Consider the following 22,697-nt stretch of genomic DNA (forward strand, 5'->3'; position numbering starts at 1 on the left):
TCCCGCAGCTACGTTCGACGCCCCACGGAATCGGCGGCACCGTGTAGTGCGGTGTCTTGGCGCGGTCAGTGATCCAGGCGGGGGAACGGCCGCTCGGCCTCCACCAGATAGGCCAGCTCCAGCAGGGTGCGTTCGTTGCCGCGGGTGGCGGCGAACTGCACACCGACGGGCAGCCCCGCGTCGGTCAGGCCCGCGGGAACGGTGAGGGCCGGCGTCCCGGTGATGTTGTTGATCGGAGTGAAGCAGACGTAGGCGCGCAATCGGTCGATGAGTTCGTCGAACGGCACGGTCGGGCTGAGGTAGCCGAGTTCCGGCGTGGTGTGGCCGAGCGTGGGAAGCAGCACCGCGTCGTAGGGTCCGAGTGCCTGTTCGTAGGTGGCCGCCGCCGCGCGTAGTCGGTAGAGCGTGAGCGGAGTGTGCAAGGCCCGGCGGAGGAAGAGGGCGCGGAGGCCGACGGTGAGGTCGTCCACGCGGCGCGCGTCGAATCGGCGGTCGAGGAACCGTCCCGTCATGGTGATCGCGGCCGCGAGCAGGCCCCAGTAGTGCAGGAAGGCGCGTTCGATCGTCGCGTCGAACGGCAGCGGGACCGGCTCGACCGAATGGCCGCCTGCCTCGAGGACACGCGCCACATTCTCGACTGCCTCCCGGGTCGGACCTGCGGCCAGCGGCCCTGCGAGGTTGTCGAGCACGACCGCTATCCGCATGCGCCGGGTCGGCGGGCCGTCGACCCGGCCGATCGGTGGCAGCGCCGGATTGCGCCAGTACTGTTCGGCCGCCGCGGTGTACACCGCCGTGTCGCGCACCGTCCTGGTCAGCACTCCTTCACTGACGATGTCGACCGGCAACGTGCGCGCCAGCCCGGACACCACATGCCGTCCCCGCGTCGGCTTCAAGCCGACCAGTCCGGCGCACGCCGCGGGGATCCGGATCGATCCGCCACCGTCGTTCCCGTGCGCGATCGGGACGACACCCGCCGCCACCAGCGCGGCGGCCCCGCCCGACGAGCCGCCCACCGAATAGCCGGTGTGCCACGGGTTGCGGGTGGGCGCGAGGTGCGGCGTCTCACTGCTGGCATTGAAACCGAACTCGGGCATGGCGCTCTTGCCGAGAACGGTGAGGCCGGTGCTGAGGAACTGCCGGGTATAGCCGCTGTGCGCACCGGCGGGGCGCGCGCGGAACGCGGCCGTGCCCTGATTCGTCGGCATCCCGGCCACGTCGGTGTTGTCCTTCACGAAACTGGGCACGCCATACAAGGCGCCGGTCCGCTCGGCGGGCAGCAGCGGTTGCGCATAGCTCGGGTAGGCGACGGCCGCCAGCTCTTCGACCTGCCCGGCGCGCGCCGCCGCGGCGGCGGCGAGTTCACCTGGCGAGAGTTCGCCGTCGCGCACCAGGGTGGCCAGGGCGACGGCGTCGTGGTCACCGAGCGCGTCGTCACCGAAGGCGTGGACGCGCGTGGGTAGTGGAATATGAGCGTCGGCGGTCATCCCCCGAATCTAATGTGTGCAGCAGGCAGCTCGTCCAGAGCGGAAAGGACAGCAGGTGGCGGCGACATATCCGGATCCGGTGCCGCCGAAGGGCCGGGTCGGCTCGCTGTTGTTCGCCCTGCCGCCCGCGGGCAGGCGGTGGAGCGTGGCGCTGCGCGCCGCGCTGGCGTTCGCCGTCCCCGCCGCGATCGTCACCGGTCTGGGACACGCGGACGCGGCCGTGTTCGTCATGTTCGGCGCCTTCGCGGTGCTCTACGGCGAAGGGCGGCCGTTCCGGGTGCGCGGCAGGGTCGTGCTGACGGCCGGATCGGCGCTGCTCGCCGCCTGTGGCGCGGGCGCGCTGATCGGCGGAGTGCTGGACGCGGGGTTCGGTTCGTCGCTGCTCATGGTGCTCGTGCTGTCGGCGATCGCGGTCGTGGCGGTGTTCGTCATCGACGCGCTGCGGCTCGGTCCGCCGGGTGCGCTGTTCTTCGCGCTGGTCTGCGCGGGCGCGATGAAAGCCGTTGAGGCCGGGGCTGATGTGGTGACGCTGTTGCTCTGTACGGCCTGCGGTGTGGTCGCGTCGATCGTCGTCTCGATGGCCGGGGCGCTGCGCGATCGCCGCAAACCCGAACGGATCGCGGTCGACGCGGCGGTCCGGGCGGTCGACGCCTACGTCGCGGCCCGGGAGGCGGGGACGCCCGCCATCGACCTGCGCCACCGGGCGGGCGCGGCGATGGCGGACGCGTGGGCGGCGGTGTACGACGCGGGCGTGCCCTCGGATCCCGGGGAAGCCGAACTGCTGACCACCCTGCAGGGTGCGCGGCGCGGCCTCGCCGGGCACGTTCCCGACGACGACACCGACGATCTGCTGGTCGATCCGCTGGTCTCGTTCGCCCGGCCCGGCGTCGGTTTCCGGCTGCGGCGCTCCCTGTCGTTCTCCTCGCACGCGGCGATCAGCGCGATGCGCGTCGCCGCGGGCTGTGTGGGCGCGGGTGCGCTGAGCGCGCTGCTCGGTCTGGACCGGCCGCACTGGGCGGTGCTCAGCGCCCTCATCGTCCTGCAAGCCGGGCCCGATCGCGTGCGCGGGCAAGTGCGGGCCATTCACCGGTTCGTCGGAACGATCGCGGGCCTCGGGCTGTTCGCGCTCATCTACCAGCTCGGGCCGACCGGGTACGCGCTGATCGCACTGGTCGCCGCGTTGCAGTTCTGCATCGAGCTGTTCGTGCCGCGGAATTACGCGCTGGCCGTCGTCTTCATCACGCCGGTCGCGCTGATCGCGGGTGGGGTCGCCACCACGGGCGGCCCGATCGGGCCGGTGATCCGCGATCGGCTGTGGGAGACGATGATCGGCGTCGCCGTCGCCGTGCTGGCGCTGCACGGCGTCGCGCCCCACGGGCACCGGCGCACCTTCCACCGGATGGAACAGCGGGTGCGCGCCGCCGCCCGCGCTCTGCTCGACCACCTGCGCCGCAAGCCGATGGACGCCGAAGCGTGGGTGCTGGTCCAGCATCTGCAATTCGAACTGGTCGGCGTGGTCCGCAGCGGCATCGACTCGGCGACCGACGACCCCGAGTGGACCAGCGAGTACTGGCCGGAGCACGCGGCCCTCGCGCACTTCGGCCACGATCTGCTCGCCGCTTGCTGGGTGCTGCAACCCGGACAGCGGCTGTCCGACGTGGACGGCTGGGCGGCCCGCCTGACAGCAGCCCGGTTCGACCCGGAGGCGACGGCGGGACCGCCTGCTAGCGTTCGGCGCATGCATGACAGCGTGACCGTCCGGATGGCCGCCCCCGCCGACGAGATCTGGGAATTGGTCAGTGACATCGAGAACACCGGGCGGTTCAGTCCGGAGACGTTCGCGGCGGAGTGGCTCGGCGGCGCCACCGGGCCCGCGGTCGGCGTGAAGTTCCGCGGTCACGTCAACCGCAACGGCTGGGGGCTGAAGTACGCGACGGTGTGCCGCATCGTCGCCTGCGAGCCCGGTCGCGAGTTCGCGTTCACCGTGCTGGGACCGAAGGGCATGCCGGTCAACACATGGCGCTACGTCTTCGAACCGGTCGACGGCGGCACCGATGTCACCGAGTCGTTTCAACTGCACAGCAACCCTGTGCTGCGGCTGTACTGGTTGCTCGCCGGGTGGACGCGCGGCAAGACCAACGTCGAGGGCATGCGCGAGACGCTGAACCGGATCAAGGCCGTCGTCGAATGACCGACAGCCGCCCGGCCCCGGAAACCTCGACTGCTCCCGTGCTGCTCGTGCTCGGCGCCGGTCCCGGTGTCGGGCTGTCGGTCGCAGGCCTGTTCGCCGCCGACGGCTTCACCACCGTGCTGGCCTGCCGGTTACCCGAGGAGGCCGAACCGCTGGCGGCGTGAGGCCGATCCGTTGCAGCTCTCGGTCGCCGCGTTGATCGAGGACTTCACCGTGGGCGCCGCGGCTCTACTGCCCGCGGTCCAGGCAGCGCGTCCATTCCTGGCCGATGGCGCGCGCGTGCTGGTCACCGGCAGTGCGGCCGCGGACAGGCCGTGGCACCGGGCCGCCTCGCTCGGCGTCCAGAAGGCGGCGGTGCGCAACCTGGTCACCAGCTTGGACGCCACCCTCGCGCCCGTCGGCGTACGGGCCGTCGCGGTGCAGGTCAACGGAGTGCTCGGCGAGGGAGCGTTCACGCGGGACCGGGTCGCCGCGGCGCTGCACGTGGCGGCCACTCGCCCCGTCGAGGGGTGGACGCCGCACGTCTCCTACGACGGCTGACTACCTGGGCCGGATCGCCGCGAACTCGATGGGCAGGTGCGCGGGCCCGCGCAGATTCACGTGTTCCCGGTACGGCGGCGGGTCCACCGGCAGCGAGGGGTCTTTCATTCGTTGCGCGAACCGGGTCAACGCCACTCGCGCCTCCAAGCGAGCCAGGGGAGCGCCGAGGCAGAAATGCGCCCCGAGGCCGAAGGCCAGGTGGCGATTCTCGCGCGCCGGATCGAATCGGTCGGGGTCGCCGAACACCGACGGATCGCGGTGCGCGGCGGCGATCAGCAGCACCACCAGATCGCCGCGCTCGATGTCCATGCCGCCGATGCTGAGCTCGTCGGCGGCGACGCGCGGGATCAGCTGGACCGGCGGGTCGAAGCGCAGCGTCTCCTCGACGACGCCCGCCGCCCGGTCCGGATCCGCGCGGAGGGCGGCGAGTTCCTCCGGCCTGCGCAGCAGCGCGAGGATCGCGTTGGCGATCAGGTTGACGGTGGTCTCGTGCCCGGCGACCAGCAGCAGCGCGCAGGTCGAGATCAGTTCCGCGTGGGTGAGCACGTCCCCGGCGTCTTCGGCGGCGATGAGTTCGGACAGCAGATCCGGGCCCGGGGTGCGCCTGCGGCGGTCGATGAGTTCTTCGAAGTAGGCATGCAATTCGGTCCCGGCGCGCCGGATCTCGGCGGGGTCGGCGCGGAATTGGGCGGCCGCGCGGGAGGTCGGGTCGAGCGTGCGGGACAGCAGCGCCGACCAGGCGCTCAACCGCGCCTCGTCCGCCAGCGGGACGCCGAGCAATTCGCAGATGACGGTCACCGGCAGCGGATAGGCCAAGTGGTCGACGGCGTCGAAACGTCCCGCACGAGCGCGCTGGTCGAGCAAGTCGTCGACGATCTCGGTGATCCGGGGCTCGAGCTGCCGCACGACGCGCGGGGTGAACGCCTTGGACACCAGGCGGCGCAGGCGAGTGTGATCGGGCGGGTCGAGGAACAGGAACGACGGTTTCGCCTGTGCCGCACCGTCTTCGCGGGTCCCGTCGTAGATCGGCATCGAACCGAGCTGCAACCGGGCCAGCGACCGGTCGACGCTCGCGCGCGGATCGCGCAATACCGCGGCGCAGTCGGCGTAGCGGGTCAGCACGACCACCGGCGCCGTGCCGATCCGGAACGCGCCGCAGTCGCGTAGCCGCGCGAACAGCGGGTACGGATCCGGCCGTACCGCGGGGTCGAGCAGGCGCACGTAATCGTCGGTCGGGTGGTTCGTGGTCGTCATCGACACTCCCAGCTGTCCGGCCCGGAACGGGCACCGGTATGTCAGTATTATTCCGATACCATCAGTAGGAAAGCAATACCGTGACGGGATGCGAAAATAGCGCCATGACATTGCGGCGCCCGGTCGACGATTCGGTCACCCGCGTCGTCGAACTGCTCGGCGACCGGTGGACCATCCTGCTCATCGCCGAGGCGTTCTTCGGGGTGCATCGTTTCAGCGATTTCGCCCGCAATATCGGCATCACGAACCGCAACCTGCTCACCAGCCGCCTGCGCATGCTGATCGAGGCGGGCATCTTCACCCGCACCGACCACGGCGGCGGGCGCGTCGACTACCACCTCACCGCCGCGGGCCGCGAGTTGTATCCGATCGTCACGGCGATGATGGTCTGGGGTGATCACCATTTGGTCGGGCCGGAGGGCAGGCCGGTCGTCCTGGAACATCGCACCTGCGGGCAGGAGACCTCACCCATGCTGGTCTGCGACCACTGCCGCGAGCCGATCGACCCGCGCGAGGTCGAACCGAAGGCGGGCCCCGGCTTCCATCAGCCACCGGGCGCCGAACAGGCCGGTTGAGAAGATCGCTCGGGCCGAGCATCCGGGCATCGGCGCTGACGACGCATCGAACTCGCGGTGGGCGTCACCTGTTCCGAGCGGTACGAGAGGGGGTAGGCCGAGCGCGGCGCGTCGATGGCGGGAGCGGCCCCCTGAAGTGTGTTGCGGCCGAGCCGCGCTCAGGACAGCTGGTTGACGAATGCCTCGGCGAGATAGAGCGGTAGGAGTAGGTAGTACAGCAGCATCGCCATCGAGCCGGCTCCGATCGTCAACGCGGGGTCCCGCGCGGTGCCGTCGCGGGTGTGCCGCGCAGGGATTGGAGACCGATTGGTCTCGCGAGTGCAGGAATGTAGTGCAGCTTCCCGGCATCGGCAAGGGCGGCCAGCGTGTCGGCCGGACGGACCCTATCGAAGCGCGCTGCCCTGCACCCACTGATCCCACGGCAGCCCCCAGTCGCCGTTCTGCCAGACTTCCAGCGGGGCGCCTCCGGTGTTGCGGATCTCCACGACGTCGCCGGGGACGGCGAAATCGAAGAACCACCGGGCGTTCTCGCCGCTGAGATTGAGGCAGCCGTGCGAGACGTCGGTGTTGCCCTGGGCCCAGATGGTCGAGTCGAGCTGGTGCAGGTAGATGCCGTCGGTGCTGATCCGGGTCGCCCAGCCGATGGCCTCCTTGTAGCCGAGGCGCGAGTTGATCGGCAGGCCGTAGGTGGAGGAATCCATGATCACCGGATTGGCCTTGTCCATCACGGTGTAGATCCCGGGCTGGGTCCAGAACGTGAGCGTCTTGCCGCCGATGACCTCGCTGCCGCCCATACCCATGGAGGTCGGCATGGTGCGGATCAGCTTGCCGTTCTCGAAGACTTGGATCTGCTTGGTGTTGTCGTCGGCGATCGAGACGTGCGACGCGCCGATGGTGAACGTGGTCTTGGTGTCCTCTTGGCCGTAGAGCCCGCGGCCGAGTTCCTGGCCGTAGATGTTCGCCGCCACACTGACCTTGGTGCCCGGGGTGTAGTACTCCCGCGGACGCCAATGCACGTTGCGATCGTCGAGCCAGTACCAGGATCCCTCCACCGGCGGGTCGGTGGTGACCGACAAGTGCTTCTCGGCGACGGCGCGGTCGGGGACGTCCTCGTCGAAGTGGGCCACCACCACGGTGCCCACCCCGAACGTGCCGCCGTCGGACAGCGGAGTGCCGCCCGTGGTGGTCAGCGACACCTTCGTCTGATTGTTCGGGGTCAGCGTGGAGAAGGTCGCGGTGGTCGGCCCGGTCCTGCCGGTGACGGTGAGCCCTTCCGCGGTCACCGTGTAGGTGCGGCCGTAGCCGAGCGGCTCGGTGGGCTTCCAGGCCGTCTTGTCCGGCGTCATGATCCCCTCGACGGCGTTGCCCTGCTCGTTGGTCATGGTGACCGAGGTCAGCTGCCCCTCGGTGGCGCTGACCTGGATCGGTGCGAGCGGATCGACGTTGCGGGCCCCCGACGCGGGCGTGATGGTGAGGGGCGAGGGCGCCGGGCCTGCCGCTCCCGGCGTACCGCCCGGCTCGGACGACGACGAGCACGCCGCCACGATCACCGCCATGACCAGGGCGATCCCCGCGACGACTCCGGATCGGACGCGACTGGTCGCCAATGCATTTCTCCTGTTTCAGCCCAGCGCAAACGAATGGCGCACCCGCGCCCACTGCCCCTTCGCATTTTACCGACCGCTCCATGCGCAACCCCACGCGAAGGAGGACCCACGGCAGATTCCCAGCCGGCGCACAGGAAGGGACTCGGCGGCGGGATCGTCACGGCTGCGCGGCCAGGGGTGACGGCCGAAAGTGCCGATCGGGACGGTACCGGTGCGTGCCATGCTGGGGGCCGGAACCGACCGAGGGGAACGCGTGCAGAATCGCCCATCGGCAGCGGAGCTGCTGGAATCGATCGCCGAATTGCTCGAGCAGACGCTGCTGCCCGCCCTGCCAGCGGGGTTGCAGCACAAAGCGCGGGTGGGCGCCAATCTCGCCAGGATCGTGCGCAGGGAGATCGAATCGGGCCCCGCCGCGGCCGAGCACGAGCTGCTCGACGCGGTGGCCGACGGGGATGACGAGCGACTCTGGGAAGCGCTGGTTTCGATCGTGCGGGCCGATCTGGCGATCGCCAAACCCGGGTACGACGCCTGGACGGGCGAGTGAGCGCCGACCTGGCACGCGGTCTGGCCCGGTTCCTCGAGGCGGGGAGCGGCCGCGCGGTGACGGTGTCGAACGTCGAATACCTCTCCGCGGGCGCCCGTCGCCGAAACGTCGCCTTCGAAACCGACCTGGAGGGCGGAACGCGACGCTTGGTCGCGACCATCGTGCCGAGCGCGATCGAGCTGGTTCCGGTCGACGTGGAGGCCGCCGTCCGCGAACTGGCAAGGACGCACGGTGTGCCGGTGCCTCCCGTGGTGGCGATCTGTACCGACAGCGCCTACGTCGGCGGGCCGTTCGTGGTCTCCGAACGGGTGGACGGGGAGACCGTGCCCCGCAAGGTATTACGGCTGACGGAGGCGGCGCGTCTCGGCGAACGAGTGGCCGAACAGCTCGGTGCGGCCATGGGCCGTCTGCATGCCATCGACCCCGCGTCCGCGCCCGCTCGCCTGCCCGAAGCGGCCGCCGATCCGGAACGCCAGCTGGCCGAGGCGGGCGAGCAGGTGCGCGCGCTCTTGCCGGACCGGCCGGTGTTCGCCCTCGCGCTGCGCTGGCTGGAACGCCACTGTCCGCCCGCGCCGCCCCGTACCGCGCTGCTGCACACCGACATGCGCAACGGCAACATCGTCGTCGGGCCCGACGGCCTGCGAGCGGTGCTGGACTGGGAAGGCGCGCAGCGCCACGGCGATCCGATGCGCGACGTGGCCTGGCCCGCGCTGCGCATGTGGCGCTTCCGCGCGGACGACCGGGAATTCGGCGGGCTCGCGGGCCGCGCCGCGTTCGTGCGCGGCTACCGGCGCGCGGGCGGCGATTTCGATGAGGACCGGTTCCGCTGGTGGAAGGTGATGTGCACGCTCGCCTGGGGCATCGGGCTGGCCGGGCAGGCCGCGGCCCACTCGGACGGCAGCGTGCGAGACATCGTGATGGCGGCCAGCGGGCGCCGCGTGCCGGAAATCGAATGGGACCTGCTGATGCAGATCCGACCCACTGCGAAAGGCTGATGCCCGATGGATTTCGAGCTACCCGCGGAACTGGTCGAATACCTGGCCGAACTCGACGCGTTCATCGAACGCGAGATCACGCCGCTCGAGCAGGCCGACGACAACATCCGCTTCTTCGACCACCGCCGCGAGGACGCCCGCACCGACTGGGAGCGCGGCGGCCTGCCGAACGCGCGATGGGAGGACCTGCTGGCGGAGGTACGCAGGCGCGCCGACGCCGCCGGGCATCTGCGGTACGCGTTCCCCGCGCGGTACGGCGGCCGGGACGGCACCAACCTGGGCATGGCCGTGATCCGCGAGCACCTGGCCCGGCGCGGCCTCGGCCTGCACTGCGATCTACAGAACGAGCACGCCATCGTCGCCAACAACGTCGGCCTGCTGCTCATGCTCGAACACGGCACACCCGCGCAGCGCGCGGAGTGGGTGGACGGCTTGGCCTCGGGGACGAAGTTCTTCGCCTTCGGCATCACCGAGCCCGAGCACGGCTCCGACGCCACCCACATGGAGACCGCGGCGGTCCGCGAGGGTGACGACTGGGTGATCACCGGGCAGAAGACCTGGAACACCGGCGTGCACATCGCCGACGCCGACCTGATCTTCGCGCGCACCTCGGGCGGGCCCGGCGACGCGGCGGGCATCACCGCCTTCCTGGTGCCCACCGACGCCCCGGGTTTCGTCGTCGAGGAATACCTCTGGACTTTCAACATGCCCACCGACCACGCCCGTGTCTCCCTGAACGGCGTCCGGGTCCCCGACAGCGCCGTCTTCGGCGGCGAGGGGCGCGGCCTGGCGGTGGTGCAGCACTTCTTCAACGAGAACCGGATCCGCCAGGCCGCGTCCAGTCTGGGTGCGGCGCAGTACTGCGTCGACCAGTCGGTGGCCTACGCCAAACAGCGCAAGCCCTTCGGCAAGCCGCTGGCCGCCAACCAGGCGATCCAGTTCCCTTTGGTGGAGCTGCACACCCAGTGCGAGATGTTGCGCGCCCTCATCCACAAGACCGCCTGGTCGATGGACACCTACGGCACGTTCGCCGTCTCCGAGCAGGTCTCGATGTGCAACTACTGGGCCAACCGGTTGTGCTGCGAGGCCGCCGACCGCGCCATGCAGGTGCACGGCGGCCTCGGCTACTCCCGGCACAAGCCGTTCGAGCACATCTACCGCCACCACCGGCGCTACCGGATCACCGAGGGAGCCGAGGAGATCCAGATGCGGCGGGTGGCGGGCTACCTGTTCGGCTTCATGGGAAGCAAAGCGCCGAAGGGCGTGTGACTCAGAGGCGGCGGATCCGGGCCAGCCACGCGGCGAGGTCGACGTGGCCGGACGCGGAGACCTCCAGGTTCGCCACGTCCTGGGCCGCCGGGTCGGTCACCCGCCCCCGGTAGCGCGCCTGCCGCACGTCTTCCACCGTCCAGCCGTCGCGGAACGACTCCCGGATCAAGGTGTCGCTGATCCGCGGGCCGAACCCCGGCTCGGCATCGGAGAGCGCGAGAACATGGACGGTGCCGCCCGGCTTGCAGATCGCGTGCAGGCTGCGGACATAGGCGGCGCGCGGCTCGTCCTCGGTCCCGAAGACGTGGAACAGCGCGCTGTCGACGATGGTGTCGAACGCGGGCGCGGAGCCGGGCGGATCACCGGCGAACTCCGGCCGGTCGCCGAGCGCGAGGGCGTCGGCCACCTCGAAGGCGGCCGACGGCACACCCTGCTCGGCGGCGTTGGCGCGCGCGTACGCCACCGCGCTCGGCGACATGTCGATTCCGCGTACGTCGTACCCGAGCCTGGTCAGCAGGATCGTGTGCTCACCGGCGCCACAGCCCGGGTCGAGCACGCGTCCGGTGATGCCGCCGTCCCGCTCGAGCGCGACGATGGCCGGTTGCGGCTCGCCGATCACCCAGGGGGCGGTGTCGTTGTCATAGACGGTGTTCCAGAAATCAGCTGGACGAGTCATGCTCACCATGCTCCATCCTCAACCGTGCTCGAGGTCAACCCGCCACTCCCGCCGAGAGTGCCGATCCTGCTTTCCGCCGAGGCGAGGTGCGTGCGTCAGGGCCGCACCGCTGGGTACGCGCGGGTTATGAGCACACCGAATGTCGATCCGACGACGGCGGAGTCGATGCAGCAGGACGCGGATTTCGCCGACGAGCACACCAAGCCGACGCACGCCGACGAGCACCCGGCCGGCGCCGAACTCGAGACCGACGAGTCGACGCCGAGCGGGCACAGCGGCATGGATCAGTGAGCCCGGCGCGGTTCCGTGTGGGAACCGTGCCAGGGGCTCAGGCCACGGCGATCAGCCGGGCCGCGTTCGCGGATTCGTCGTCGGCCGCCTGGTTGGCGGCCAATTCGGCGTGCACCCGATCGCGGTAGCGGGTGATCTCCCGCTCGGTGGCCGCGGCGTCCCAGCCGAGGTACGCGCCGATCAGCCGAGCCACCCCGGGCGCGGCGGCCAGGCCTCGGTCGGCCGTTTCGATGGATACCCGGGTGCGGCGGGTGAGCACGTCGTCCAAGTGCAGTGCGCCCTCGTGCGTCACCGCGTACACCACCTCCGCGCCCGAGTATTCGGGTGCTCCGGTGAGCGGCTCACCCAACTCGGGCTCGCGGGCGATCAGGTCGAACAGGTCGGTGATCGTCGAGCCGTAACGGCCGAGCAGTCGCTGCACCGTCGCGCGCGGCAGGCCCGCGCGCTGCGCCAGGCTGTCGAGGTCGGCGGCGAGTTCCTGGTAGCCCACCGCGCCGAGGATCGGCAGGTGCTCGGTCACCGACGGCGCGACCGCCCGGCCGAGCCCCGCCACCGCCGCGTCCACGACGTCGGCGGCCATCACCCGGTAGGTGGTGTACTTGCCACCCGCGATGACGAACAGGCCGGGGGCCGGTTCGGCGACCGCGTGCTCCCGCGACAGCGTCGCGGTGTCGGACGACGCGCCGGACAGCAGCGGGCGCAGACCCGCGTAGGTGCCGACGATGTCGTCGCGGGTGAGCGGCTCCCGCAACACCCGGTTGACCTGATCGAGCAGGTAGCGCACGTCGGCATCGCTGGCGGCCGGGTGGTCCTTGTCCAGCGACCAGTCCGTGTCGGTGGTGCCGATGATCCAGTGCCCGTGCCACGGGATGACGAACAGCACGCTCTTCTCGGTGCGCATGATCAGGCCGGTGTCCAAGTGCAGGCGATGGCGCGGCACCAGGATGTGCACGCCCTTGGACATCCGGACGTGGAAGGGGAACTCGACGCCGGTCATCCGGTTCATCTCGTCGGTCCACACTCCGGTGGCGCTGATCACCCGGCGCGCGCGGACCGCGTGCACCCGCCCGGTCTCCAGGTCGGTGACCTCCGCGCCGACGACGCGCTCGCCGTCGCGCAGCAGCGCCGTCACCTTGGTGCGGGTGAGCACGGTCGCGCCGTGCCCGGCCGCCGTGCGCGCGATCATCATCGTGTGCCGGGCGTCGTCGACCTGCGCGTCGAAGTACCGGATGGCCCCGGTCAGCGCGTCCTCGCGCAGGGCGGGCGCGAGTTCCAGCGCGCGCGTGCGGGACAGGTGCCGGTGCATCGGCAGGGCGCGGGCGCCGCCGATGGTGTCGTACAGGGCGACGCCCGCGCCGATGTAGGCGCGCTCCCACACACGATGCCGCAACGGCAGCAGGAACGACACCGGCCGTACCAGGTGCGGAGCCAGCCGGTGCAGTAGCAGGCCGCGTTCCTTCAATGCCTCTCGCACCAGCCAGAAGTCCAGCTGTTCCAGGTAGCGCAGCCCGCCGTGGATGAGCTTGCTGGAGCGGCTCGAGGTGCCCGCGGCGAAGTCCCTTGCCTCCACCAGGGTCACGGTCAGGCCGCGGGAGGCGGCGTCGAGCGCGGCGCCCGCGCCGACCACGCCACCGCCGATGACGAGCACGTCGATCTCGGTGTCACCGAGCGAGTTCACCGCGCGGTCGCGGTATCGGGCATCCAATCGGGCGGACACAGCGCTGTCTCTCCTTGTTTCGGGGATATTCGGGTACGACGGGGTCGCCGGCTCAGTCCTCGTCGTCGATCCAATCGAGGGTGCGGGCGACCGCTTTCTTCCAGCGCGCGTAGCCGCGCTCACGCTGCGGTGGCGACCAGGCCGGGTGCCAGCGCTTCGCTTCGTTCCAGTTCCGGGCGAGTTCGTCGGTGTCGTTCCAGAAGCCGACCGCCAGCCCGGCCGCGTAGGCGGCGCCCAGGGCGGTGGTCTCGGCGACCACCGGGCGCGACACCGGCACGCCGAGGAAGTCGGCCTGCAACTGCATGCACAGCTCGTTGGCGGTGACGCCGCCGTCCACCCGCAGCACGTCCAGCCGGACGCCGGAGTCGGCCTGCATCGCCTCGACCACGTCGCGGGTCTGGTAGCAGATCGATTCCAGCGTCGCCCGCGCGAGATGGGCGTTGGTGCTGTAGCGGGACAGGCCGACGATCGCGCCGCGCGCGTCCGATCGCCAGTAGGGCGCGAACAAGCCGGAGAACGCGGGTACGAAGTACACCCCGCCGTTGTCCTCGGCCTGCCGGGCCAGCGACTCGCTCTGCGCCGCACCGGAGATGATGCCGAGCTGGTCGCGCAGCCACTGCACCGCCGAGCCCGTGACCGCGATCGAGCCTTCCAGCGCGTACACCGGCTTCTGCGAGCCGAATCGGTAGGCCACGGTGGTGAGCAGTCCGTGTTGCGATCGCACGATCTCGGTCCCGGTGTTGAGCAACAGGAAGTTGCCGGTGCCGTAGGTGTTCTTCGCCTCGCCGGGACGGAAGCAGACCTGTCCGACGGTGGCGGCCTGCTGGTCGCCGAGCACACCGGCGAGCGGGACCGCGCCGCCGAACGGCCCGTCGGGCCGGGTGCGGCCGAACAGGTCCGGATTCGCCGACGGCGCGATCCTGGGCAGCATCGCGCGCGGCACCCCGAACAAGCCCAGCAGCTCGTCGTCCCAGTTTAATGTCTCCAGGTCCATCAGCATGGTGCGGCTGGCGTTGGTCGGGTCGGTGACGTGCACGCCGCCGTCCACCCCGCCGGTCAGCTGCCACAGCAGCCAGCTGTCGGTGGTGCCGAACAGCGCGTCGCCGCGTTCGGCGTCCCGGGCCACCCCGGGGACGTTGTCGAGGATCCAGCGCAGTTTGCCGCCGGAGAAATAGGTCGCGGGCGGCAGGCCCGCCTTGCGCCGGATGGTGTCGCCGTGCCCGGCCCGCTCCAATTCGGCGGCGATGCGATCGGTGCGGGTGTCCTGCCAGACGATCGCGTTGCAGTACGGCCGCCCGGTCCTGCGGTTCCACACCACCGTGGTCTCCCGCTGGTTGGTGACGCCGACCGCGGCGAGGTCGCTCGCGACGAGATCGGCCTTGGTCAGCGTGGTCTGCACGACCGCGCGGGTGCGCTCCCAGATCTCGGTCGGATTGTGCTCCACCCACCCGGGGCGCGGCAGGATCTGCTCGTGCTCGAGCTGGTGGCGGGCGACCTCGTTGCCCCCGTGGTCGAACACCATGAAGCGGGTGCTCGTGGTGCCCTGGTCGATGGCGCCGACGTACCGGCTACCGCCCCGAGTCATCGCTGAGCCTCCGTTCGCCGCGCAGGTCGCGGACGCGACCGTGCTCGAAACGGAAACTACGGCGGAATGCCGGACCCGGATAGCGCTGCCATTCGACAATGTCGAACGCGCGGGCCGGTCGCGGAGAACGCAATGGCTGACCGACTCCGGCGAGGCGAAGGTATGGCGCAGCTCATACCGGGTGCGCCGGGCGTCCCACACGATTGTCGAATCACGACGCGGGGGATAGGTTTCCGGACATGCCGGGTCCGATCCAGTCGATCGAGCGGGCGGCGGCCGTGCTGCGACTGCTGGCCCGCGGCTCCGGTCGTCTCGGCGTCGGCGACATCGCGGGCGCGCTCGACCTGCCCAAGCCGACCGCGCACGGCATCCTGCGCACGCTCCAGGGCGTCGGCTTCGTCGACCAGGACCCGGCGAGCGGCAAGTACCGGCTCGGCGCGGCATTGCCGCACCTGGGCGGCGGCTACCTCGACGCGAACGAGTTGCGCTCCCGCGCGATCAACTGGGCCGACGCGCTGGCGGCGCGCACGGGCGAGGCGGTGCGGATCGGCGCGCCGCTGGACGGCGCGGTGGTTGTGGTCCACCACGTGTTCCGGCCGGACAACACCGAACAGGCGCTCGAACTCGGCGAACTCCTGCCGCCGCACGCCACCGCGCTGGGCAAGGTGCTGCTCGCCTATGACGCCGACCTGGCCGCGACGGTGCGCCGGGCCGAGCCTGCCGCGCTCACGCACCGCACTCTCGTCGACCGCGCCGCGCTCACCAGGGAACTGGCCGGCGTGCGGCGGGCCGGATGGGCGGGCGACATCGAGGAGTTCCGGACCGGCGAGGCGGGTATCGCGGCGCCGATCCGGGCGCCGGGTGGGCTCGTGGTCGGCGCCATCGGCATCACCGGCGCGGTGGACCGGCTCTGTGACGCGAAGTCGCGGCACCGGCCCGCGCTCGTCGGCCGGGTGCTGGACGCCGCACGGGCGGTGTCGCGCGATCTCGGCGCGGGCGACCGACCGCCGTCACGCCGGTGACCAGCGGATTTCCTCCAGGAGCAGTATGAAGCAGCGTTATGTGCTCGCCATCGATCAGGGCACCACCTCCACGCGGTGCATCCTGTTCGATCAGCGTGCCCGGCTCGTCGGGGTAGCCCAGCGCTCGCACCGGCAGCACTACCCGCGGCCGGGGTGGGCCGAGCAGGACGCCGTGGAGATCTGGCGCAACGTCGAGCGGATCGTGCCGCAGGCGCTGCGCGATTCCGGTGTGGCCGCCGATCAGATCGTCGCGCTCGGCATCGCCAACCAGCGCGAGACCACCGTGGTGTGGGACCGCCGCACCGGCACGCCGGTCGGGCGCGCCATCGTCTGGCAGGACGTGCGGACCGAAGAACTGGTCCGGGAATTGGAGGGCAAGCCGGGCGCCGACCGGATCCGCGAACTGTGCGGTCTGCCACCGGCGAGCTATTTCGCCGCGCCGCGACTGCGCTGGATGCTGGACACGATGCCGGGTCTGCGCGAGCGCGCCGAGCGGGGCGAGGTGCTGTTCGGCACCATGGAGACCTGGCTGATCTGGAACCTCACCGGCGGTCCGGACGGTGGCCTGCACCGCACCGACGTCACCAACGCGGGCCGTACCCTCCTGATGAACATCGGCACCCTCGCCTGGGACGACGAACTGCTGGAGTTCTTCGGCATCCCGGCGGGGATGCTGCCGCGCATCCAGCCATCGACCGCGTCATACGGCAGTACGCGCCGGGTGGTGCCCGGCATCCCGATCGCCGCCGCGCTCGGCGACCAGCACGCCGCCTTGTTCGGCCAGACCTGTTTCGCGCGTGGGGAAACCAAGTGCACCTACGGAACGGGTGGATTCCTCATGATGAACACCGGGCGTGAGCTGGTGCGCTCCGGACACGGCCTGCTCACCACGATCGGCTACCAGATCGGCCCGGAGCCGGTCTACGCGCTGGAGGGCCCGATTGCGGTCACCGGTTCGCTCGTGCAGTGGGTGCGCGACAACATCGGGCTCGTCACGAGTGCGCCGGAGATCGAAACCCTCGCCCGCACCGTCGAAGACAACGGCGGCTGCTACGTCGTGCCCGCGTTCTCCGGGCTCTACGCACCGCATTGGCGCAGCGACGCCCGCGGTCTCATCGCCGGACTGACCTCCTACATCACCAAGGGCCACATCGCCCGCGCCGTGCTGGAGGCCACCGCCTGGCAGACCCGCGACGTGGTGGAGGCGATGAACGCCGATTCGGGCCTGCGCGCCGAGGCGCTGCGCGTGGACGGTGGCATGACCTCCAACAACCTGCTCATGCAAATCGTGGCCGACGTCCTCGACGTTCCGGTGTCGCGTCCGTTCGTCGCCGAGACGGTCTCGCTCGGCGCCGCGTACGCCGCGGGCCTGGCCGTCGGTTACTGGCCCGATCTGGAAGGACTGCGGAACAACCGGCGCCTTGCCGCGCAATGGGTTCCATCGATGGACGCCGAGTTGCGAGCGGAGGAGTACGACAACTGGAAGCGCGCCGTGGAGCTGACCTTCGGCTGGGTCCGGTCGGCGAAGCGGGCGCGGCGGTGAGTCCCGGTCGTGGTCGCGTGCCACCGGGACGAGCGTGTCGGGATGGTGGGTTAGCGTCGGAAGCATGCGGCTTCACGTGGGATGTGCGATGTGGACGCACGCGGCTCGGCAGGAAAGGCAGCTCGCGCCGGGGGAGCGGCTGCGCTGGTACGCCACGTGGTGCAATGCGGTCGAAGGCAATACGACCTTCTACGCGACGCCGTCACGGCGCACAGTGGAATCGTGGGCGAGTCAATGCGATCCCGCGTTCCGGTTCGTCCTCAAGCTGCCCAAGCCCATCACCCATGAACGCAGGCTGACCGGCGTCGAGGAGGATCTGCGCTCGTTCCTCGCCGCGATGGAGCCGCTCGGGGAACGCATCCACGCCCTGTGGGTGCAGCTGCCCGGCTCGTTCGGCCCCACCGATCTCGGTGCGCTGGCCGGATTCCTGCGGCAATTGCCGCGCACCTACCGGGCAGCCGTCGAGGTTCGCCATCCCGCGTTCTTCGCCGACGAGCAGGCGGCGCGCAGGCTGGAATACGTCTTGTCCAGGGTGGGCGCCGAATGGGTTCCGTTCGACACCACCGTGCTGTTCGACGGTCCGCCCACCAGTGCGGCGGAACAGGAGGCGGCGTCGAAGAAGCCGCGGGTGCGGCGCAGGATGCGCGCCCTGACCGAGTACCCGATCGTGCGGTACCACGGCCGCGACGATGTCGAGCGCACCGTCGACGGCTGGCAGCCGTGGGTCGGCACGGTCGCCGAGTGGCTGCGCGAAGGCCGGTCGCCGACGGTGTTCGTGCACACCCCCGACAACGCGGGCTCGCTGGAGCTGGCCCGCCGCTTCCACGACGAGGTCCGCGCCCGGCTGCCACAGCTCGACCCGTTGCCGGAGCCGACGCCTGCCGAGCCGATGACCCTCTTCTGACGAAAAGAACGGTCCCGCGGGCAACTGCCGCGGGACCGTCCGGATCACTCAGGACTGCAAACCGACCTCGATCTCGAGGGTGAGCGTGATCTTGTCGCCGATCACCGCGCCGCCGTCGGGCAGGGGCATGTCGATGGTGATGCCGAAGTCGCGGCGGTTGATCACGGTCTTGGCCTCGAAGCCGGCGACCGGCCCGTGGCCCATGCCGGGGTTGACGCCGAGGAACTCCACGTCCAGCGTGACCGGCTTGGTGACGCCGCGGATGGTGAACTCGCCGTCCACGATGAAGTCGTCGCCGTTCACCCGGAAACCGGTGGACTCGAAGGTGGCCACCGGAAACTCCTCGGCCTGGAAGAAGTCCGCGGTGCGCAGGTGCGCGTCGCGCTGTTCGTTGTCGGTGGTGACCGAGTCGACCCGGATCTCTGCGGTGGCCGAGGCGCTGCCGTCCTCGCCGATGACCAGCTTGCCGGAGAAGTCGGTGAAGCGGCCGCGTACCTTGCTGACCATCAGGTGGCGTACCGAGAAGCCCAGGGTGGAGTGGGCGGGGTCGATCGCCCAAGTGCCCGCGGTGAGAGCGTTGGTGGTTCCGGTCGACATGGTGTTCTCCTTGATGATTGAGAATTGAACTAGTTGGATGTGGGTCGGGCTCGGTCGGTGGGGAAAGGGTCAGTGGGTGCCCAGTAGCTGCGCGAACGGTACCGGGTGGTCGTACGGATCGGCGGCGCGCTCGCGCGGTGTGCCGGTCAGCAGGGCGGCGAATTCCGCTGCGGCACGGTCGATCCGGGTGCTCAATCCGCCCGCCGCCGCGGATGCCCAGTCCTCGGACGCCGCGTAGACGGCGGTGGGCGCGACCACCGCGCGCAGGTAGCTGAACATCGGCCGCAGTGCGTGCTCCAGCGCCAGCGAATGGCGCGCCGAGCCGCCGGTCGCCCCGAGCAGTACCGGCATCCCGGCCAGCGCGTCCGGTTCCAGGACGTCGAAGAACGTCTTGAACAGGCCGCTGTAGGACGCGTTGAAGATCGGCGTGACGGCGATCAAGCCGTCGGCGCCGGTCACCGTATCGATCGTCGCGCGCAGCCCGCCGGGCGCGAACCCGGTCAGCAGGTTGTCGGCCAGATCGCGGGCGTGTCCGCGTACTTCGACCACGTCGAATGTCACGTCCGCGCCCGGCGCGGACAGCGCCGCGCCGGTGGCGGCAGCGAGCCGATCGGCGAGCAGCCGGGTCGAGGACGGCTGTGACAAGCCCGCGGCGACGACGGCGATGCGGGTCATCGGGTTGCCTCCAGTGCGGCGTCACGGGCGGCGACCAGGCTCGCGTGCGTCGGCGCGTCGGGCACGTGCGCCGGGCGCAGAGCCGCGAATTCCTTGCGCAGCACCGGAACCACTTCCTCGCCGAGCAGGTCCAGTTGCTCCAGGACGGTTTTCAGCGGAAGGCCCGCGTGATCCATCAAGAACAGCTGGCGCTGGTAGTCGCCGAACGCCGCACGGAAGGTGAGCGTCTTGTCGATGACCTCCTGCGGGCTGCCCACCGTGAGCGGGGTCTGCTCGGTGAACTCTTCCAGCGACGGGCCGTGCCCGTACACCGGCGCGTTGTCGAAGTAGGGCCGGAACTCGCGCACCGCGTCCTGGGAGTTCTTGCGCATGAACACCTGTCCGCCCAGGCCGACGATCGCCTGGTCGGCGGAGCCGTGGCCGTAGTGCTCGTAGCGCTGCCGGTACAGCGCGATCAGCCGCTGGAAGTGCTCCTTCGGCCAGAAGATGTTGTTGGCGAAGAATCCGTCGCCGTAGTAGGCCGCCTGCTCGGCGATCTCGGGGCTGCGGATCGAGCCGTGCCAGACGAACGGCGGTACGTCGTCCAGCGGGCGCGGCGTCGAGGTGAACGATTGCAGCGGCGTGCGGAACTTGCCCTCCCAGTCGACCACGTCTTCGCGCCAGAGCCGGTGCAGCAGGTGATAGTTCTCGATCGCCAGCGGGATGCCGTCGCGGATGTCCTTGCCGAACCAGGGGTAGACCGGCCCGGTGTTGCCGCGGCCGAGCATCAGGTCCACCCGCCCCTCGGCGAGGTGTTGCAGCATGGCGAAGTCCTCGGCGATCTTCACCGGGTCGTTCGTGGTGATCAGCGTCGTGGCGGTGGAGAGCTGGAGCCGCTCGGTCCGCGCCGCGATGTAGCCGAGCATGGTGGTCGGCGACGACGGCACGAACGGCCGGTTGTGGTGCTCGCCGGTGGCGAACACGTCCAGCCCGACCTCTTCGGCCTTGCGGGCGATCGTCACCATGGCCGTGATGCGCTCGTGCTCACTGGGCGTCCGGCCGGTCGTGGGGTCGGTCGTCACATCACCGACCGTGAAAATTCCGAACTGCACGACGCCTCCTTCGTTCTCAGTCTGTCTCAATTTGGTGGATATGGCAACCAAAGGAACGGAGCGGGGTACGTGGGTATTCCCGCTCCGGCGATGTGGCGTCGGTTACGGCAGGTATTCCGTCAGCCAGGTGCGGGTGAGTTCGCGGGTGACCAGCGCACCGGTGTCGAGTTCGGTGGTGCCGAAGGCGTGATCGAGGAAGGGGAGCTCGACGCAGCGGTGCGGCACGCGCGCGGTCTCCAGAGTCGCGGCGTAGGCGGCGGTGTGCTCGGCGAGCACCAGGTGATCGTTGGCGCCCTGGATCAGCAGGGTGGGCGGGGAGTCGCCGGTGACCTGCGCGGCGGCGCCGGTCGCGGAATAGCGGTCGGGGTACTGGTCGGGCGTTCCGCCGAGGTACTGCCGGGCCGCGTCGACACCGAGCGCGGTCTCGCTGCCTGACGCGGCGAGGTCGACCGCCGGATACAGCGCCACCGCCGCGCGTACCTTCGGCAGCTCGGCGGCGCTACCGCAGCTGGGCCGCAGGGCACCCGCGTTGATCTTGTTCGCGACGTTGACGGCCAGATTGCCGCCCGCCGACTCGCCGAACGTGGCGACCCGCCGCATATCCCAGTCGTACCGCTGCGCGTTCGCGGCGGCCCAGCTCAGCGCGCAGGCGACGTCGGCGTCCGCGGTGTTCCAGCGGTGGTTGTCTTCGTCGGAGAGGCGGTAGTCCACATCGAGGACGGCGTATCCGTTGTCGGCCAGCCAGGTCGTGTAGGCGTCGGTGCCACGGCTGCCCGTGACGAAAGCGCCGCCGTGAATGCTCACCACCAGCGGCGCCGGTCGCGGCCCCGGAGCGGGCAGGTACAGGTCCGCCTGGATCGGTTGTCCGTCCACGGTCGCGTAGGTGACGGTCTCGTCGGGCGGGTCGCCGATGGTGCTGAACGGCACGGCCGGGGCGAACGGAATCCAGACGCCCGCGGCGTCACGCGCCGCGAACACCAGCGTCGCGCTGGTCACGACGGACAGCACCAGGCCGAGGGCGGCGACGCCGGTCACCGTGCCCGCGAGGCGCCGTCCGCGCTCGCCCCCGCGAAACGCCGTCAGCGCGAGCGCGGTCGCGACCACCGCCAGCACCATGTTCCACGAGCCGAGCGCGTCGCGGACGGCGCCGAGCAAGAGCACGGCCGACTGCGCGACCGCGTTGCCGAGCAACGGCATCACCCAGGAAACCGGCAGGATCGCGATCAGTTGCGCGAGTGCGAGATACGCGGCGAGCGCTCCGGCGAGCGTGAGCAGGCCGATGCGGACCAGGCGACGCGGGGTCGCGGACTTTCCGGGCACGGTCACGTCCGCTCCTCGCTCGTCGGTCATCAAGGTCTCCGGTTCCGGGTCGGGTTCGCCGGCTCCAACATAGGTCGGTCTTCGTAGCCGCCGGTTTCCGGTGGTGGCGTGCCGGGACGGATTCGGGTAGCCGACTACGCGCGACTTCCGGTGGCTGGTCCGCAGAATCGGTCCCCACAGGGTTCGACCACCGGGTTCTCGAAGGGATGTGCATGGCTGGTTATCAGGATTGGTTGGCGCCTGCTCCGAATCCGGAGCCGCCCTTGGACAGTCGCCGCCGCGCCGAGGCGGAGCCGATGGCCTGCGATCCGGCACCAGCTCGGGCGCTACCGTGCCGGTCGCGGCCACACGCGACCTCCGGTCGGTCCAGTGCCGGGATACGCAGCGTGGTGCGGCGAAGCCATGCCTCCACCGCGCGGGGCGAGGACGAGTCGCGGTCGGCGGCACGCCGATTCGCCGAGTCGGCGGTGCGAGTCGTCCTCGAGGTGCTCGACCGCAGGAGGCCCGTGCCGCAACTGGCCGTGGTCGCCGACGCCACGGTTGTCGCCGCGGTGCGCACGTTGATCGGCGCCGGTCTCGTGCCCGGCCGCGACCTCGGCGTCGCGGTGCCGATGCGGGTGAACGTGGTCCTGGTGGACGCCAAGACCGCCGAGGTCTTCGCCACCTACGGCCGGGGCAGGCGTCATTTCGCCTTGGCGGCGCGCATCGCGCGGACCCGCTCGGCGGGCTGGCGGCTGACGGCGCTGCGCATCCGATGACGTGGTCGGCCGTACAGGGCTCGCGACCTCGGTCGCGGTGGCGCCGCCTCGCGGACCGT

General features: G+C 70.5%; 22 protein-coding genes and 1 pseudogene. 13 read left to right on the forward strand and 10 right to left on the reverse strand.

Annotated elements, in window-relative coordinates:
• Positions 1-65: 65 nt before the first annotated feature.
• On the reverse strand, positions 66-1,484 hold the full coding sequence (locus tag ON29_RS06545) for an amidase (RefSeq protein WP_040865240.1): 1,419 nt from the start codon (positions 1,482-1,484) through the stop codon (positions 66-68).
• Between the two features lie 943 nt (positions 1,485-2,427).
• On the opposite strand from ON29_RS06545, the pseudogene ON29_RS37615 reads away from it, so the two are divergent.
• The 4 genes and pseudogenes from ON29_RS37615 to ON29_RS33640 all read left to right on the forward strand — a co-directional run.
• Positions 2,428-2,823, forward strand: a pseudogene (locus ON29_RS37615) (FUSC family protein); the annotation flags it as partial.
• A 399-nt stretch (positions 2,824-3,222) separates the two neighbouring features.
• Complete coding sequence (locus tag ON29_RS37620; RefSeq protein ID WP_083863284.1) at positions 3,223-3,675, forward strand: SRPBCC family protein; 453 nt, start codon at positions 3,223-3,225, stop codon at positions 3,673-3,675.
• The gene (locus ON29_RS36880) at positions 3,672-3,839 is read left to right on the forward strand and encodes a hypothetical protein (protein WP_245548842.1); all 168 of its coding nucleotides are present in this window, start codon (positions 3,672-3,674) and stop codon (positions 3,837-3,839) included. Before ON29_RS37620 ends, ON29_RS36880 begins: the two co-directional genes overlap by 4 nt.
• A gap of 10 nt (positions 3,840-3,849) precedes the next feature.
• The gene (locus ON29_RS33640) at positions 3,850-4,215 is read left to right on the forward strand and encodes an SDR family oxidoreductase (protein ID WP_245548843.1); all 366 of its coding nucleotides are present in this window, start codon (positions 3,850-3,852) and stop codon (positions 4,213-4,215) included.
• Here ON29_RS33640 and ON29_RS06560 read toward each other — a convergent pair whose 3' ends face one another.
• Positions 4,216-5,469 carry a cytochrome P450 gene (locus ON29_RS06560; protein ID WP_040865241.1) on the reverse strand — a complete coding sequence of 418 codons (1,254 nt, stop codon included), beginning with the start codon at positions 5,467-5,469 and terminating at the stop codon, positions 4,216-4,218.
• A 104-nt stretch (positions 5,470-5,573) separates the two neighbouring features.
• Here ON29_RS06560 and ON29_RS06565 point away from each other — a divergent pair, with 104 nt between their 5' ends.
• Positions 5,574-6,044, forward strand: coding sequence for a winged helix-turn-helix transcriptional regulator (locus tag ON29_RS06565; protein ID WP_040865242.1), 471 nt, complete (start codon positions 5,574-5,576; stop codon positions 6,042-6,044).
• 383 nt (positions 6,045-6,427) lie between these two features.
• Here ON29_RS06565 and ON29_RS06570 read toward each other — a convergent pair whose 3' ends face one another.
• On the reverse strand, positions 6,428-7,600 hold the full coding sequence (locus ON29_RS06570; protein WP_051174941.1) for a L,D-transpeptidase: 1,173 nt from the start codon (positions 7,598-7,600) through the stop codon (positions 6,428-6,430).
• A 304-nt stretch (positions 7,601-7,904) separates the two neighbouring features.
• Between ON29_RS06570 and ON29_RS06575 the strand changes: the two genes are divergently transcribed.
• Genes ON29_RS06575 through ON29_RS06585 form a run of 3 tightly spaced genes read left to right on the forward strand, consistent with a single transcriptional unit; the run spans position 7,905 to position 10,459 of the window.
• Positions 7,905-8,195, forward strand: coding sequence for a DUF6285 domain-containing protein (locus ON29_RS06575; RefSeq protein ID WP_040865313.1), 291 nt, complete (start codon positions 7,905-7,907; stop codon positions 8,193-8,195).
• The gene (locus tag ON29_RS06580; protein WP_051174920.1) at positions 8,192-9,190 is read left to right on the forward strand and encodes a phosphotransferase family protein; all 999 of its coding nucleotides are present in this window, start codon (positions 8,192-8,194) and stop codon (positions 9,188-9,190) included. The genes ON29_RS06575 and ON29_RS06580 overlap by 4 nt, the downstream gene beginning before the upstream one ends.
• A gap of 6 nt (positions 9,191-9,196) precedes the next feature.
• Positions 9,197-10,459, forward strand: a complete 1,263-nt coding sequence (locus ON29_RS06585; protein ID WP_040865244.1) for an acyl-CoA dehydrogenase family protein — start codon at positions 9,197-9,199, stop codon at positions 10,457-10,459.
• 1 nt (position 10,460) lies between these two features.
• On the opposite strand, the gene ON29_RS06590 is transcribed toward ON29_RS06585, so the two are convergent.
• Positions 10,461-11,135 carry a class I SAM-dependent methyltransferase gene (locus ON29_RS06590; protein ID WP_085994840.1) on the reverse strand — a complete coding sequence of 225 codons (675 nt, stop codon included), beginning with the start codon at positions 11,133-11,135 and terminating at the stop codon, positions 10,461-10,463.
• A gap of 126 nt (positions 11,136-11,261) precedes the next feature.
• Between ON29_RS06590 and ON29_RS36355 the strand changes: the two genes are divergently transcribed.
• Entirely contained in the window at positions 11,262-11,426 is a 165-nt protein-coding gene (locus ON29_RS36355) for a hypothetical protein (RefSeq protein WP_168434229.1), read from the forward strand.
• A 37-nt stretch (positions 11,427-11,463) separates the two neighbouring features.
• Here ON29_RS36355 and glpD read toward each other — a convergent pair whose 3' ends face one another.
• Together glpD and glpK (ON29_RS06600) are read right to left on the reverse strand one after the other, a co-directional pair.
• Positions 11,464-13,143, reverse strand: coding sequence for a glycerol-3-phosphate dehydrogenase (gene glpD, locus ON29_RS06595; protein WP_040865246.1), 1,680 nt, complete (start codon positions 13,141-13,143; stop codon positions 11,464-11,466).
• Positions 13,144-13,195: 52 nt separating this feature from the next.
• Positions 13,196-14,728, reverse strand: a complete 1,533-nt coding sequence (gene glpK / locus ON29_RS06600; RefSeq protein ID WP_040865247.1) for a glycerol kinase GlpK — start codon at positions 14,726-14,728, stop codon at positions 13,196-13,198.
• A gap of 239 nt (positions 14,729-14,967) precedes the next feature.
• Here glpK (ON29_RS06600) and ON29_RS06605 point away from each other — a divergent pair, with 239 nt between their 5' ends.
• The 3 genes from ON29_RS06605 to ON29_RS06615 all read left to right on the forward strand — a co-directional run bounded on the left by ON29_RS06605 (position 14,968) and on the right by ON29_RS06615 (position 18,197).
• Positions 14,968-15,750, forward strand: a complete 783-nt coding sequence (locus ON29_RS06605) for an IclR family transcriptional regulator (protein ID WP_040865248.1) — start codon at positions 14,968-14,970, stop codon at positions 15,748-15,750.
• A gap of 25 nt (positions 15,751-15,775) precedes the next feature.
• Entirely contained in the window at positions 15,776-17,293 is a 1,518-nt protein-coding gene (glpK, locus tag ON29_RS06610) for a glycerol kinase GlpK (RefSeq protein ID WP_040865249.1), read from the forward strand.
• A gap of 64 nt (positions 17,294-17,357) precedes the next feature.
• Positions 17,358-18,197, forward strand: coding sequence for a DUF72 domain-containing protein (locus ON29_RS06615; RefSeq protein WP_217999085.1), 840 nt, complete (start codon positions 17,358-17,360; stop codon positions 18,195-18,197).
• A gap of 48 nt (positions 18,198-18,245) precedes the next feature.
• On the opposite strand, the gene ON29_RS06620 is transcribed toward ON29_RS06615, so the two are convergent.
• The 4 genes from ON29_RS06620 to ON29_RS06635 all read right to left on the reverse strand — a co-directional run bounded on the left by ON29_RS06620 (position 18,246) and on the right by ON29_RS06635 (position 21,910).
• Positions 18,246-18,794 carry a YceI family protein gene (locus ON29_RS06620; RefSeq protein WP_040865251.1) on the reverse strand — a complete coding sequence of 183 codons (549 nt, stop codon included), beginning with the start codon at positions 18,792-18,794 and terminating at the stop codon, positions 18,246-18,248.
• 69 nt (positions 18,795-18,863) lie between these two features.
• On the reverse strand, positions 18,864-19,469 hold the full coding sequence (locus tag ON29_RS06625; protein WP_040865252.1) for an FMN reductase: 606 nt from the start codon (positions 19,467-19,469) through the stop codon (positions 18,864-18,866).
• Positions 19,466-20,560 (reverse strand): LLM class flavin-dependent oxidoreductase, encoded by a 1,095-nt coding sequence (locus ON29_RS06630; RefSeq protein WP_040865253.1) that lies wholly within the window; start codon positions 20,558-20,560, stop codon positions 19,466-19,468. The genes ON29_RS06625 and ON29_RS06630 overlap by 4 nt, the downstream gene beginning before the upstream one ends.
• A gap of 102 nt (positions 20,561-20,662) precedes the next feature.
• Positions 20,663-21,910, reverse strand: a complete 1,248-nt coding sequence (locus ON29_RS06635) for an alpha/beta hydrolase (RefSeq protein WP_051174921.1) — start codon at positions 21,908-21,910, stop codon at positions 20,663-20,665.
• A gap of 356 nt (positions 21,911-22,266) precedes the next feature.
• On the opposite strand from ON29_RS06635, the gene ON29_RS06640 reads away from it, so the two are divergent.
• Entirely contained in the window at positions 22,267-22,638 is a 372-nt protein-coding gene (locus tag ON29_RS06640; protein WP_051174922.1) for an Rv3235 family protein, read from the forward strand.
• Positions 22,639-22,697: the final 59 nt, after the last annotated feature.

It is taken from the genome of Nocardia exalbida NBRC 100660, from assembly GCF_000308575.1.
GTDB lineage: Bacteria > Actinomycetota > Actinomycetes > Mycobacteriales > Mycobacteriaceae > Nocardia > Nocardia exalbida.